Annotated in this window: 10 protein-coding genes; 2 read left to right on the top strand and 8 right to left on the bottom strand. The window is 68.1% G+C overall.

Annotated elements, in window-relative coordinates; genetic code table 11:
* Positions 1-50: 50 nt before the first annotated feature.
* On the bottom strand, positions 51-3,278 hold the full coding sequence (locus AC1P0E_RS15940) for an FG-GAP-like repeat-containing protein (protein ID WP_482742824.1): 3,228 nt from the start codon (positions 3,276-3,278) through the stop codon (positions 51-53).
* A gap of 1,457 nt (positions 3,279-4,735) precedes the next feature.
* Positions 4,736-5,560, bottom strand: coding sequence for a hypothetical protein (locus AC1P0E_RS15935; protein ID WP_482742823.1), 825 nt, complete (start codon positions 5,558-5,560; stop codon positions 4,736-4,738).
* 412 nt (positions 5,561-5,972) lie between these two features.
* Between AC1P0E_RS15935 and AC1P0E_RS15930 the strand changes: the two genes are divergently transcribed.
* Positions 5,973-6,557 (top strand): LuxR C-terminal-related transcriptional regulator, encoded by a 585-nt coding sequence (locus tag AC1P0E_RS15930; protein WP_482745773.1) that lies wholly within the window; start codon positions 5,973-5,975, stop codon positions 6,555-6,557.
* Here the strand turns inward: AC1P0E_RS15930 and leuA are convergent.
* The 3 genes from leuA to AC1P0E_RS15915 form a co-directional block, all read right to left on the bottom strand.
* Positions 6,466-8,226, bottom strand: coding sequence for a 2-isopropylmalate synthase (leuA, locus tag AC1P0E_RS15925; protein ID WP_482745772.1), 1,761 nt, complete (start codon positions 8,224-8,226; stop codon positions 6,466-6,468). The two genes, AC1P0E_RS15930 and leuA, sit on opposite strands and share 92 nt — an antisense overlap.
* A gap of 5 nt (positions 8,227-8,231) precedes the next feature.
* On the bottom strand, positions 8,232-9,416 hold the full coding sequence (locus AC1P0E_RS15920; RefSeq protein WP_482742822.1) for a pyridoxal phosphate-dependent aminotransferase: 1,185 nt from the start codon (positions 9,414-9,416) through the stop codon (positions 8,232-8,234).
* A gap of 117 nt (positions 9,417-9,533) precedes the next feature.
* A complete protein-coding gene (locus tag AC1P0E_RS15915) occupies positions 9,534-10,535 on the bottom strand; it encodes a taurine catabolism dioxygenase TauD (protein ID WP_482742821.1) in 1,002 nt (333 codons plus the stop codon).
* A 224-nt stretch (positions 10,536-10,759) separates the two neighbouring features.
* Here AC1P0E_RS15915 and AC1P0E_RS15910 point away from each other — a divergent pair, with 224 nt between their 5' ends.
* On the top strand, positions 10,760-11,710 hold the full coding sequence (locus AC1P0E_RS15910) for a LysR family transcriptional regulator (RefSeq protein ID WP_482742820.1): 951 nt from the start codon (positions 10,760-10,762) through the stop codon (positions 11,708-11,710).
* On the opposite strand, the gene leuD is transcribed toward AC1P0E_RS15910, so the two are convergent.
* From leuD to AC1P0E_RS15895, 3 genes are read right to left on the bottom strand one after another with little or no spacing between them, the layout of a single operon-like run.
* The gene (leuD, locus tag AC1P0E_RS15905; RefSeq protein WP_482742819.1) at positions 11,662-12,255 is read right to left on the bottom strand and encodes a 3-isopropylmalate dehydratase small subunit; all 594 of its coding nucleotides are present in this window, start codon (positions 12,253-12,255) and stop codon (positions 11,662-11,664) included. The genes AC1P0E_RS15910 and leuD overlap by 49 nt on opposite strands.
* A gap of 12 nt (positions 12,256-12,267) precedes the next feature.
* Entirely contained in the window at positions 12,268-13,668 is a 1,401-nt protein-coding gene (leuC, locus tag AC1P0E_RS15900; protein ID WP_482742818.1) for a 3-isopropylmalate dehydratase large subunit, read from the bottom strand.
* A gap of 26 nt (positions 13,669-13,694) precedes the next feature.
* Complete coding sequence (locus tag AC1P0E_RS15895) at positions 13,695-14,276, bottom strand: cysteine hydrolase family protein (RefSeq protein ID WP_482742817.1); 582 nt, start codon at positions 14,274-14,276, stop codon at positions 13,695-13,697.
* Positions 14,277-14,362 lie beyond the last annotated feature (86 nt).

Here is a 14,362-nt window from a genome sequence, read left to right as displayed (position 1 = left end):
TGCCGGGCCAGGCCGAGCACCCCCGTATCGGGTGCCGCAGAGCCGACTCCCTACACGACGCTCTTGTAGCCCTGCCAGTTCGTCGCGATCTTCGTGCGGCCGCCGAACGAGCCCTTCCCATTGCCGTTGTTGCGCCAGACATTCCCGGTGGTGTCCCGCGACACGAGGTCCGGGCGGCCGTCGCCTGTGACGTCGCCGACGCCGACCGTCGCGTTGTACGAGGCGCCCCAATCGCTGAAGACCTTGGCCCGCGCCTTGAAGCCGCCTGTGCTGGTGGCGTTGGCGTCGTAGCGCCAGAGCTCGTTGGACTGGTCCTGGGCGATGAGGTCGCCGCGGCCGTCGCCGTTCAGGTCCCCGGCGCCGACGATCTTCTTGTAGCCGGTCCAGCGAGAGGCGATCCTGGTGCGTGCCGAGAGCTTGCCGGTGCTGGTGCCCTTGTAGAGGTAGACGTCCCCGGTGGAGGACTGGCGGGCGATCAGGTCGGGGTGACGATCGCCGTTGATGTCGCCGGGGGAGGTCAGGACGTCGTACTGGTTCCAGCCAGTGGTTCCCAGCGAGGTGTACGGCGTCGAGGGCGTCGCCGCCTTGCCGCAGGCCGGTCGATAGGCGCGTAGGGCACCGCTGCTCAGCCGGACCAGGACATCGTTGCAGCGGTCGCCACTGAGATCGCCGTATGGCACGAACTTCGCGGTGGTCGGCCAGCCGGAGCCGGAGACCTTGCTGCCCAGCGCGCCCGTGCCGGTGCCGCGGTGGACGGTGAGCGTGCCGGATGAGTTGAGGGTGAGGACGTCGCCGACGCCGTCGCTGCCCGCGTAGTCGCGCGGGGCTGCCGCTCCGGCCGTCACTTTCACGGTGCTGGAGAGAGCAAGGGCAGCGCCCTGGCCGTCGGCGGGCTGGGCGGTGAGCGTCCAGGTGTAGGTGCCGTTGGTGACGAGGCGGCCCGTGGAGTCCTTGCCGTCCCAGGCGGCCGTCAGCAGACCGCGGGCGGCGGAGCCGGACAGGGTACGGACGGTGGTGCCGGACGCCTTGTCGCGGACTGTGACCTTCCAGGCGGCGGCGGGCTTCGACAGCCACCAGTTTCCTGACCAGCTCGCGGCCCCGGTCTTGACCGTGGAGTCGATGGCAGTCAGCGCGGAGGCCGGAACGCCGGTCGGCACGAGGTGCACACGCTGCTCGTCGTCGGCATAGGCGACGCCGCCGCCGAAGCGGTCCACGGTCCAGGTCGTGCCCACCCCGCTGTTCTCGCGGCCGAGTTCAGTCCAGTCGGCGAGCTTACGGCTCGGCAGGTCGGTGTGGGACCCGCTGGACGGCAGTCCGTCGTGCAGGTCGATGAGCTTCAGTCCGCTGTCCGACGTGATGCCGGAGACATGCTGGACGAGATAGCCGTCTCCGAGGAGGACATTGCCCGCCGGGGCGGTGGCGGCGCGCTTGGCCGTACGGTCGTAGATGCCCGAACCCCGCACATCTCCCCAGTAATCCACGCAGGTCCAGTACACCCAGCGGCCAACGGCCTGGAGACTGGACGGGGTGCAGCCGTTGCTGGTGGTGAAGGACTCCACGGCGGTCCCGGAGGGGAGCCGGGTGGCCGTGACCTTGCCTCCGGTGGCCGCGCCGCTCCACAGGGTGGAGCCCCATACGGCCGCCGCGACCCGGTCGCGGTTCTGAAGAACCACGCCCGCCGCGCCGGCGGGGAACTCGCCGACGTACTGCTTGCCGGAGGAGGCACCGTCGACGACGGCGTACCGCCCGGAGAGGTCCGCGAGCTGCGGGGTCGAGTCGCCCGTGTCGAGGGTCGGGCCCCAGGTGGTGGCGCCGTTGGCCCGCAGCATGGTCAGACCTGACTCGGTGGCGTCGCGGCGGCCGTGCAGGCCGGTGCCGTCGGCGAACATCCGGATGCAGCGGGGCGTGGTGCTGTCGCAGGTGCCGTCCCTGCCGCTGACCAGCCCGTCCACGGTGGTCTTCGCGACGCTCGGAGTGCCGCCCGCGTTGGGCGTGGTGAGCCAGGTGCTGCGGTACGCGCCGAGGATCGTGGCCGGTTCGTACAGCGTGCTGTTGTCGGCCGTGGTGAGGATGCCGCTGCCGAGGGAGAGGCCGTGGATCTGCGCGGGCATCGGCTGGACGGCGGTCAGACGGCTGCGGGTGACCGAGCCGTCAGCGGCCGGGGCGATCCGGTACACACCCCAGTCGAGGTCCCCCCGCTCGACGTATCGCTCGGCGCCCGCCACGAGGACGGAGCCGTCCGGAGCCTGGACGATCTGGCGGGCGGCCGGGTCCATGACCTTGGACATGGACGGGGCCGTGTCGTCGGACGCGAGGGACCAGAGGGGCTGGCCCCGGTACTGGTTGTCGCCCGGTGCCACCGGCTCGACGGCCAGCGGCGTGGCGCCGACGATCCCGTACGAAGCGTCGTGGGTGAAGGCGCCCGTGTCGACGGTTCGGGGCTGCGCGGCCAGGTCGCTCCGGTCGAACACGTCCGCCTTGCTCCGTCCGGCACGCAGCCGCAACACCGAGTCGGTGCCCAGCTGGAAGCCGGTCACCTCCCAGCCGTCTTCGGGTCTGACCCGGTCGGGCAGCGCGCTGAACTCCCCGGTGGCGAGGTCGACGATGCCCCAGTGACCCCAGCCCTCCGATCCGTCGCCGGCCTGGTAGCGGAGGATGACGGACCGCGCGTCGCCGTCCTGGACCACGACGTCGTACGCGTCGGCCGGGAGCCCGGTCACGGGCGCCTCCGTGACCCCGCCCCCGCCCTGCGGCCGCCACAGGTGGTAGGCCGCAGGGCTGCCGTCGTCGCCGGTGCGGGTGAGGACAGTGTTGCCGAAGGTGCCCCGGTACGAGTGGCCGTCGGGCAGCGGCACCTCGGTGGTGCCGCCCGAGGTGCCCGCGCCCCGCAGGAGGGTGACGTGCGGCGACGGCTTGTCGGAGTTCTCGTCGTTGTAGAGGGCGACTGTGTCGGAACCATCCCCGTACCAGCCGGGATGGAACGAGGCGGCCTCGTGGAAATAGCCGCTGTCGATGTCGTACTCGACCGGCGCCGGTAGTTGCTGCTCCAGCGCGGTGGTGGCGCCGGTGGCGTAGTCCGTCCACAGCAGCCGGTCGTCGCCCTCCTGGGCCCAAAGGAAGCCACTGGTACCCGCGTTGAGGATCTGTGTTGCCCGGGGGACGGCACGTGGGGCGGCGGGCAACACCAGCTCTTCGGCCGCGGCGCCTGAGAACGGCGCCGGGGCCGCCAGGGCCGGCGTGACACCAAGCGCGAGGCTGATGCTCAGCGCCGCCGTCACGACGGCCCTGTTACGGGCCGCCGCCGGTCTGAGCCGTGATGAGAGTGAACCAAGGGCCGGTCTGTACCGGCGTCGGCCGAGTCGGGCCACCATTCCTCCTGGAAGGCGTGAAGAGGGCATGGCGGGACGTACGGCAGCGCCCTGACTTCTCGCTCGGCCCCCCGACCGCTCCCCCCACGCGTGTGTGAGGGAGGTTAACAGCATGCTCATGGCGACTCCCCCGCCGACCGCAGGCGTTGTGACTGGCAGGACTCGGAAGCCGGAGCCGTCGGCTTTCAGGAGCACCTCCAGTGGGTGGGTGAGCGCGGTCGCTCCTGACCGACCGACCGGCTGTCGTCCACCGGAGCCGCGACGACCGTGGCCAAGTCCTACCGACCGGTCGCCGAGTGCTCGGCGACACCGAGTCGGAGGCAGGCAGGCAGGCGACTTGTAGGCCTGCCGGTTTTTCTGCGGACCGACCTCCGGCGCCATCTCGACTCGACTGGTCCGCGAGAGGCCGGACGGACTTCTGTTCATGGGGAGAAGGCAAGCCGTTCAGGCAGTTAAAGACAGAAGGCTCGTGCCCTCGTCGGCATTCCGAACCGCTTCCGCTCCTACGATCCCCGTCACACGGGGCACGCCTTGGTGACCCGTTCCTTGACCACGGTCAACGACAAGACGGTCTGGGCCCGGGCAGCCGTCGGAAGGCCGCGCTGATCTACCAGCACTCGGAGTTTGAGCGGCAACAGGGATTCGCGAGGGGGCTGGACGACGTCCTGCGGGCCGCCCGTAAGAAGGCTGCCCAGGGGCCTTCTGGTGCGGATCTGGTGCGGGACGCTTGAACTGGTTCAGACAGCAAAGAAGCCCCCGGCCGATGGCCTGGGGCTTTCTGGTGGAGCGGGTGACGAGAATCGAACTCGCGCTCTGAGCTTGGGAATCAACCAGCACTTGATCGCCGGATACGCCCCTGACCAGCGAAAACCCTGTGCTGGTGTGCTCCTGGCCAGCGGCCGCGCGGCACCCGTAGTGACCGCTGTTTACCCCTGCGAATGGCACGGAGCGCTGGCGAGGGCGCCGCGCGCTGGCTGTCTGTCGCGAGGACATGCCGAGGGAGCCCAGTGCGTGACGGCCATTCACTGTGGCAATGGTCCGGGCATGCGGGCGATGCCGACTGAGAAGTGGCCCCGCTGTGCTGCTCGTCGTCTCCAGCATGGGCCTTCTGCTGCCTAACACCTCAGCGCTGGCCCTCGACGGCCGCCCGCGCACGGCTGGTACGTCCTCCGCACTGCTTGGCCTGTGCCAGTACGCCCTCGGTGGCCTTGCGGCCCCGCTGGTCGGGCTGTTCTCGGTACCCTCCGTGCTGCCCATGGGACTGATATGCCCCGTCGGCGCGTTCCTGGCCGCACTTGCCTACCTACTCGCACCCTCGCAGAGCTGCGCGCCGACGGGGCGAGTTTTCCACGCGGCCAGGTCCGCAATCAGGGCGCCCCGCAGTCAGCCGACGTGGTGCCGCCCGCGTGCTCGACGGCGTTGAGTGTCGGCCGGTTCACCAGTTGGGGGCCAGGACCAGCACGGCACCTTCCCGGGCCATCCACCGGTTGAATTCGTCCTGGGTGCCGAAGACCGGGCAGCCTGCTACGTCTCGTGTGAGTGCGGCCAGTGCGTCCAGGGCGTTGGTGGGGTCGGCGGGCCGTCATCTGTTTCTGGATGTTGGCCAGCCGGGGCTTGAGGGAAGCCGCAGCATGGGGGGCGCGGTCGGTGTCGAGCTGCTCCACCGCGTCGGCGAGCAGCCCGGCGGTCACGGCGGAGGTGAGGAGTTCGCGTTCGAGGAGGCCCAGTCCGTTCGCTTCGGCGTCGTCGCTGCGGGCGGCGACAAGGGCTGCTTGGAGCCCTTGAGTGATCAGCGAAGCCGCAACCTGGCCGGCGAGTCCGCCCGCCAGCGCGCCGATCACCGGGATGGGCAATGCCGTCTGCCCGACGGCTCCACAAGCCCAGGACAGTGCGGTGGCCAGGGTGGCCGTGCAGCTTCGTGAGGCGAACTCCCCTGCGCCGATGCGGCCGCGGGCCAGGCCGAGGCCGGCCTCGGCGACGGAGTAGGCGGTTCGTCGATGCCTTTGGCTGGCAGTTGCCGCTGTTGTCCGTACGTCCATCGCATGGTCGGCGACCGAGGTTGCATGCGCAAGCACATCGCGCTCGGGGGTCGTCTCCCGGCGGTTGTTGATGCTGCAGTCCGACTCGACTGATGTGGCTGCCAGAGTGCCAACGGTATGCCGCCGACGAGTCCGGTACGCCTGACCGCGCATGTCGCACTCCACGCCCCTCCCTCCCGTGCCGATCAAGGATCGATGCCCGGGCGACGCATCACCGGCGGGACAGCCGGTCACAAATCAGCATTCAGCAGTCAGGTCAAATGCGTCTTACATGTGTTCCTTGAGGCTGCCTTGCCCCTTATGGCAGGAATGCTGGTGCAGCCCAAGAGGACACCAAAAACTGTAAACAGATACCCAAGAGCCGCCCTGTGCGTCCTGTGTGGCCTGTGAAACTAGATAGGGTGACTGCGGGCTGCTGGGCAGCGCACAATCCAACGGGGGAAAGTTCTTGAGTACGTCTATACTCCTGGCTGACCAGGATCCTATTTCTCGTCACGTCGTCGCTGCCGTATTGCGCGAAGCCGGGGACGTGGGCTTCGTTACTGGAGTGGATGCCCGGAGGCCGATGCGGGAATGGCCGGTGGGGAGAGTCGACCTGGTGCTGTGGTCCCCGGGCCCCTGCGACGACATATCCGACGGTGTACGAGAGTTGGTCTCATCCGGGGTATCCGTACTGCTGTTGGGCGTCAGTTGGTCCAGTGAAGAAGTCGAGACCGCGCTCGCAGCCGGCGCCAGCGGACTCCTGACGAAGGACTCGAGGCTCGATCGACTCGTCTCGGCGGCGAATGCCGCAGTGTCCGGCTATACCGTCTTCACGTCAGAACTGCTTTTGCGTGGACAATCCGGTGGTGATATGCAGAAGAAAATGGGGACCCTCTCCAGTCGTGAGTTCGACATACTTTCCCTGCTTGCTTTGGGTAATTCTACGGCTGAGGTGGCGGGTCGGTTGAGTATCACGCAAGCCACTGTGAAGAGCCACGTGTCTCATATTCTCGCAAAGCTGGATGTCAGAAATCGGGTGGAGGCCGTCCTCCTTTTTCGGCAGACGGCCTCCCCCCTCAACTTCTCTGTCCGACCCCGCGGCCGCCGACGGGAACGGACGCTGGCTCACGTCCCAGGTAGCGGTTCACAGCGGAGGCTACGGCCGTGACAGTGGCCCCGGAAGTGCTCGAATCGATGCCCATTCCCCACAGCACCCGGTCGTTGACGGAACACTCCGCATAGACGGCCGCTTGCGGCCGGACACCGTCACTGAGGGGATGGCTCGCCCGCTCCAGTACCTGTACCGCGAAGCCGAGCTGCGACATCGCCTCGCTGACCGCTTCCCCAATGTCGGCGCCGCTCCCCGTGAGCAGCGCCGGCTCACCGCCGACGGATGCCTCGACGAGGAGTTCGCAGGTGCCGTCGGCGTTTACGGCTAGCTTGTGGTGCCGGACCCCGACGCAGCCCCAGGGGCTGTCATACCTGGGCAGGTACTCATCCGAGAACACGGCCCAGATGTCTTTCGGCGTGACTTCGCCGCCCTCGGCGTCGGTCTTGGCCTGGATGATCCGCGAGAACTCGATCTGCATGCGGCGCGGCAGGTCCAGCTTGTGGTCGTTCTTCAGGACGTACGCGATACCGCCCTTGCCGGACTGCGAGTTGACCCGGATGACGGCCTCGTACGAACGGCCGACGTCCTTCGGGTCGATCGGCAGGTACGGCACGGCCCACTCGATGTCGTCGACCGTCTTGCCGGCGGCGGCCGCCTCGGCCTCCATCGCGTCGAAGCCCTTCTTGATGGCGTCCTGGTGGGAGCCGGAGAAGGCGGTGTAGACCAGGTCGCCCGCGTAGGGGTGGCGCGGGTGGACCTCCATCTGGTTGCAGTACTCGCTGGTGCGGCGGATGTCGTCGATCTGCGAGAAGTCGATCTGCGGGTCGACGCCCTGGGAGAACAGGTTCATGCCCAGGGTGACCAGGTCGACGTTGCCGGTGCGCTCGCCCTGCCCGAACAGGCAGCCCTCGATGCGGTCGGCGCCCGCCATGATCGCCAGCTCGGCGGCGGCGACGGCGGTGCCCCGGTCGTTGTGCGGGTGCACGGACAGGCAGACGTACTCACGCCGGGACAGGTTCCGCGACATCCACTCGAAGCGGTCCGCGTGCGTGGACGGCGTGGAGCGCTCGACGGTGGCGGGCAGGTTCAGGATGATCTCCCGGCCCTCCTCCGGCTGCCACACGTCGCAGACGGCCTCGCAGACCTCCAGGGCGAAGTCCAGCTCGGTGTCGGTGAAGATCTCCGGGCTGTACTGGTAGCCGAAGATCGTCTCCGGGCCCAGCAGCTTGTCGGCGTACTCCATGACCAGCCGCGTGCCGTCCACGGCGATCTGCTTGACCTGCTCCTTGGAGCCCCGGAAGACCACACGGCGGAAGGTCGGCGCGGTGGCGTTGTACAGGTGCACGGTGGCGCGCCGGGCGCCGACCAGCGACTCGACGGTCCGCTCGATCAGCTCTTCGCGCGCCTGGGTCAGGACGGAGATCGTCACGTCCTCGGGGATCGCGCCCTCTTCGATGATGGAGCGTACGAAGTTGAAGTCGGTCTCGCCGGACGACGGGAAGCCGACCTCGATCTCCTTGTAGCCCATGCGTACGAGCAGGTCGAACATCTCACGCTTTCGCGCGGGGCTCATGGGGTCGATCAGGGCCTGGTTGCCGTCGCGCAGGTCGGTGGACAGCCAGCGGGGCGCCTTGGTGATGCGGCGGTCCGGCCACGTCCGGTTGGGCAGGTGGACCTGGTCGTATGGGCGGTACTTGTGGAACGGCATCCCTGAGGGCTTCTGCATGTCAGTCACCGACGGCTCCGCTCGGCCATGGCGGCTTCGATGCGCGTAACGGCTTCCTCAAGGACATCCTCGGACGTGGCGAAGGCGAGTCGGACATGTCCCTCACCACCGGGACCGAACGCGGATCCCGGTGTGACCGCCACTCCGGCCTCCCGCAGCAACCAACTGGTGAACTCGGCAGAACTCGGGAAGCCGGTTCCGCTGATGTCGCAGAAGACATAGAGCGCGCCGTCGGGCCGCCCGCAGCGCAGGCCAGGGATCCGCCCGAGACCGTCGACGAGCAGATCGCGGCGCGCGGCGTAGGCCGCGGTCATACGGGCGATGGGTTCCTGCGGACCGGTCAGGGCGCTGTGGCCACCCCGCTGGGCGAAGGATGCCGCGCAGCCGACGGTGTGCTGCTGGACCTTGAGCATCTCGGACGACAGATCCGCAGGGGCGGCCACGTAGCCGAGCCGCCAGCCCGTCATGGCGTAGCCCTTGGAGAAGCCGTTGACGGTCACCGTCCGGTCGGCCATTCCCGGCAGGGACGCGAGGCTGATGTGCTCCCCGGAGAAGAGCACCTTCTCGTAGATTTCGTCCGCGATGACGAACAGGTCGTGTTCGATCGCGCAGGCCGCGATGGCGTCGGCCTCGGCGCGGGTGAGGACGTTGCCCGTGGGGTTGTTGGGCGTATTGACCAGCAGTGCCTTGGTGTTGGGGCCGACGTGCGCCTGGAGAGCCTCACGGGTGATGCGGAACCCGTTGTCGGCGCTGAGCGGTGCCAGGACCGGCCGGGCGCCGGCCAGATGGGCCATGGCGGGGTAACTGACCCAGCTGGGCGTCGGGACGAGGAGTTCGTCGCCGGGACCCAGCAGGGTCATGACGGAGATGAACAGGGCGTGCTTGGCCGACGGGGTGACGATCAACTGGCGGGCGGCGTCCACCTCCAGCCCGTTGTCCTTGTGCAGCTTGTTCGCGATGGCTTCCAGCAGCATGGGCAGCCCGCGGCTGGGGGTGTAGTGGGTGAAGCCCTGGCCGAGGGCGTCGATGCCCTCGGCGGTGACGTGACCGGGTGTGGCGAAGTCGGGTTCTCCGCCGCCGAGATCGAGGATCGACTCGCCTCGGGCGCGCAGGGACGCCGCCAGGTCGAGGATCGCGTACGTGGGAGATTTCTCGATCCTGGAGAAGCGGGAGGCGGCACGGGAAGGCACAGTGACTACTTCCTGACGGGAGTACGGGCGGCGCCAGGGGTGTCACCGGGCCGGAGCGTCTGCGGCGCCCGGTGACACCCCTGGCTCACTCTGGCTCGTAGGGGAGGGACGGGCCGGTCAGTCCCCGACGAGACCGCGTACGCCGTTCAGCCAGGCGTCGGCGTGGACGTCGGCGGCCGCGTCGTCGCGGAAGGCGTACGTCTTGAGCAGCCAGCGGGACTTCGCACGCACCGGATCATTGATCTCGATCTTCTCCCGGCTGTGCATGCCGTCCTGGTTCGCCAGGACGAACAGGTCCTTGGTGAGGATGCGGTGGCGCTGCTTGTCGGCCTTGGCCAGCGCGTCCTTTACGGCGATGAGGGCGTCCTTGGCCTCTACCGGGGCACCGGGGGCAGTGGTGGTGGTCGTGTCCATGTAGCGGAAGCTGTGGTCGCCGTAGACGATCGAGTGCCGCTCGGACTCCGTCAGTTCGGTGTTGTGTTCACGGGAGAACACGTCGAACGGGGTGATGAAGTGCGGCTGCCGCAGGACAGCCTGTTCCTGGTCGGTGAGCTGCTTCAGCAGGGCGGTGCCGTCGACGTAGCCGGTGTAGATCACATCGTCGGGGCACCGCAGGCCCAGCAGGGAGATGTAGTCCGCGCGGACCGGGTGGGCGGTGCGGTCGTTGTGGAAGTACAGCTCGCTGTCGCTGTAGCCGGTGAACAGTCCGCTGAAGCGGTTGTACGCGACGACGTCGGTGAAGAAGTCGCCCCGGTTGCGGGCGTAGGCCAACAGCGGCGTGCCCATCAGCTGGTTGAAAAGCTCGAGGAGGGCCTCGCCGATGAAGGTCTTCTTCTTGGCGTGCTTGTCGCTGACCGGGTCGTCGTGGTCCAGGACCGGTACGTCGGCGTCGATCGGCACGTTTCGCAGGACGTGCGCCTGTGAGGCGCCGCTCTCACGGTCGGTCTTGATGCGCCTGCATGCCTCGGTGAAGAAGTCGGGGATCCGGCCCTGGTCGATCAGGTCAGTGACGGCCCGGGAAAAGGCCGGGTAGTCCTCATAGGCGTGCTTGCCAACGGCGGAGAGCAGGTCGTACAGCTCGTCGTGTTCGGTGTCGGTCAGAGAGTAAATGGGTTGCATTGCTCACTTTCCTGATCCATCTGACTGGGCACTCACGAGATGGCGTGAAAGTGCAGGAAAAATTGCAACTGGATTGTCCGAGCGCCGGCGTTGCTCCGTCAATAAGCCTCATTCGGAGGTGGAATCGGGTCATACAAAAGTGGAGGAGCGACCTCTTTCTTCCACCTTGGGATGATGACCTCTCCTTCCGGAACCGGCTGTCCGTTACTGTCGCCGCCAGATACATGAACGACGTAGATGCGAATTCATTCACGGGGGGCTTCATGAAACTGACTCAGTGCGCGGCGTTCGTCGCCATCTCCGAGACGGGGAGTTTCAGCCAGGCAGCGCTGGAACTGGGCGTGAGCCAGTCGGCCGTGAGCCATGCTGTTGCGGCCTTGGAGCGGGAACTGGGGGTCACGCTCATGCGGCGTGGCCGTGGCGGTGCGGACCTGACGCCGGAGGGAAGCCGTGTCATCCGCCATGCTCAGGTAGTGGTGCGCCACGCAGAACTGATCGTCAAGGAGGCGCGGAGTACCGGCGTCGCCGACGCGGGCACCCTCCGCGTGGGGACGGGTCCGAGCTTTGCCGCCCGGCTGCTGCCGCGGGCGATGACGGTGCTGAAAACGCGCTTTCCACGTTTGGAGATCGAGATAAAGGAGGGCACAGAAAGTCGGATCGCGCGATGGCTGCGGCAGGATGCGGTGGATGTCGGCATCGTGGATTTCTCCACGCCTGAACTGGCCACCGTGCCACTGATTCAGGAAAAGATTTCCGTGCTGCTGGGGGAAGGGCATGCGCTGACGGCCGGCCCGGCCGTCACCTGTGCACAACTGGGGCGAGTTCCCCTTCTCATGCTGGCTGGCGACGCCGAGACAATAGCCCGTGCCGCATTCCAGGAGGCCGGCACGGAAATCAGCGTTTCGCACCGGATCAATGATCTCGGCACCGTTCTCGCCATGGTCGGGGAAGGGCTGGGAGCGGCCGTTCTCCCGGAACTGGTGCTGCCCGACGCGCTGCCGCGCGTGCGGAGGCTGCCGTTCTCGACGCCACTGACCCGTCATCTGGCGGTCGGCCTGCGCCCGGGTACGCAGGCCGACGACAGGGTGGCGGCGTTCGTCTCTGCCGCTCAGGAGGTTGCCCGCCGTCAGAGCGCGGCCGTCAGCGGCAGCGCCGGCCTCCGGGTGCGTTCGTAGGCGGCGATGGTGTCCTCGTGCCGCAGGGTGTCGTCGATGAGGTCGAGGCCCAGCAGGAGACGCCGGCGGGCGTCCTCATCGACGGTGAACGGCAGGGTGAGCCCCGCGCATCGCACGTACGACTCCTGGAGGTCGACGGTCACCTCACGGGAGGGATCATCGGTGATCAGCTCCCACAGTTCTTCGACCGCTTTCTCCGGTGCGGTGACCGGCAACAGGCCGTTCACCAGCGCGTTGCCGTGGAAAATGTCGCCGAAGCGTGGGGCGATCACCACACGGAAGCCGTAGTTCTGCAGCGCCCACACCGCGTACTCGCGTGAGGACCCGGTGCCGAAGTCGCTCCCGGCGACGAGCACGCTCGCGCCCTGGTGGGCCGGCTGGTTGAGGACGAACTCCGGGTCCTGGCGCCAGTCGGCGAAGAGAGCGTCGGCATGACCCGTGCGGTGGGAGTGGTTGAGGAACCGTACGGGGATGATCTGGTCGGTGTCGACGTTGCTGCGCCGCAGCGGGGCGGCTGTGCCGCGGTGGACGGTGAATTTCACCATCGGTGATCTCCTTTACAGGTCGGCGGGCCCGGCCAGCCGGCCCGCGACGGCCGTGGCGGCGGCTACGGCCGGGGAGACGATGTGGGTGCGGGACCCTCGTCCCTGGCGTCCCTCGAAGTTGCGGTTGTTGGTGGAGGCCGCCCGCTGGCCGGGCCTCAGCCGGTCCTCGTTGAGTGCCGCGCACATGGAACATCCGGCGACCGGCCGGAAGTCGGCGCCCGCACGCGCGAAGACGTCAGCCAGCCCCTCCGCCACGGCCTGCCGGTGCACGCTCGCGGAGCCGGGGACGATCACCATCTCGACACCGTCGGCGACCGCGCGCCCCTCCAGCACTTCGGCGGCTGCCCGCAGGTCCTCGATGCGTCCGTTGGTGCACGATCCGATGAAGACGGTGTCGACCGCCACGTCCCGCATCGCGGTGCCCGGCGTAAGACCCATGTACGCCAGCGCCTGCGTGGCTGCCGCATGCTCCTCCGCATTGCCGAAGTCGCCCGGGGAGGGGACCCGGCCGTCCAGGGGAATGCTCTGGCCCGGATTGGTGCCCCAGGACACGTAGGGCGCCAACGAGCCTCCGTCGAGTACGACTTCCTTGGCGAAGACGGCACCGGCGTCGGTGCGCAGATTCATCCAGTGGGCCGCCTCCGCGTCCCAGGCGGCGCCGGCAGGCATCCCGGGCCGTTGCCGGAGATACGCGAGTGTGGTGTCGTCGGGAGCGACCATCCCGGCGCGTGAGCCCGCCTCCACGGTCATGTTGCACAGGGTCATCCGGCCCTCCATCGACAGCGCGGAGATCGCCTCACCTCGATACTCGATGATGTGCCCCTGGCCGCCTGCGGTTCCGATCCGGGCGATGAGGGCGAGTACCAGGTCCTTTGCGCTCACGCCCGGGGGCAGGGTGCCGTTCACGGTCACGGCCATGTCCTTGGGCCGTCGCATCGGCAGGGTCTGGGTGGCCAGTACGTGTTCCACCTGGCTGGTGCCGATGCCGAACGCCAGCGCCCCGAAAGCACCTTGGGTGGTGGTGTGGGAGTCACAGCACACGATCGTCATGCCGGGCCGGGTCAGGCCGAGCTCCGGACCGATCACGTGCACGATGCCCTGTTCGGGGTCGCCGACCTTGTACAGCGGGATGCCGAACTCGGCGCAGTTGGTCCGCATGAGCCGGGACTGCTGACGCGCGAGCGGGTCCTGGATGACCTTGTCGACAGCGACGGTCGGAACGTTGTGGTCCTCGGTGCCGACCGTCAGGTCGGGGCGGCGTACGGTACGGCCGGATGCCCGTAGCCCGTCGAACGCCTGAGGCGTGTTGACCTCGTGCAGGAGGTGCAGGTCGATGTAGAGCAGGTCCTCGCCGTTGCTGCCACGGCGGACGACGTGTGCGTTCCAGACCTTCTCGGCCAGCGTCGAGCCCATGGGCGCTCCTTCGTTCCTCATGTGGGTCAGCGGGGCAGGGCCTCGTCCACGGTGGTGACCGTGGCGGTGCGGGCGAGCAGGGTGACGGCCGCCCGGTGCAGTTCCTCACTGGCGGTGGCGGTGGCGTCCTCCAGGACCTCCACGCCGTAGTCGCGGTCGTGTCCGTCACGGGCAGTGGACATCACCACGAGGTCCGTGGACACGCCTGCCAGCAGCAGCCGGTCGATTCCCTGTGCGCGTAGCAGTACGTCCAGGCCGGTGCCGTGGAAGGGGCTGAGCCGGTGCTTGGTCACCGTCACCTCCCCCTCGCGGGGGCGGACGGCGTCGTGCACCTGCGTGCCCCAGCCGCCCAGTAGCAGGCGCTCCTCGTCCCGGCACGGGGCGAACACCTTGGACCGGGCGGGCCATTCGGGATAGCCAGGGGAGAAGCCCACCGTCACGTGGACGACAGGGATGCCGGCGGCACGGGCCCGGTCGGCAGCCACCGCCGCCCGGGACAGGACACCCCGGCGGGACACCTGCTCGGCATAGCCGTCGTGCGCGTACTTCCCTTCGGGATGGACCACGTCGTTGATGAGGTCCATGAGCAGTAGTGCCGGGCGTCCCACGATGCTGTCTCCCTTTCCGGCTTTCCGGGTATTCGGTCTGGCAGAGTTCGGTGATCATAGCCGCCGGAATCATTCGGTGCCATTTT

The sequence above is a fragment of the Streptomyces sp. TRD_SC_5 genome, assembly GCF_056836825.1.
The sequence above is the reverse complement of the archived record's forward strand: the minus strand, read 5'-3'. Positions and strand labels throughout refer to the sequence as shown.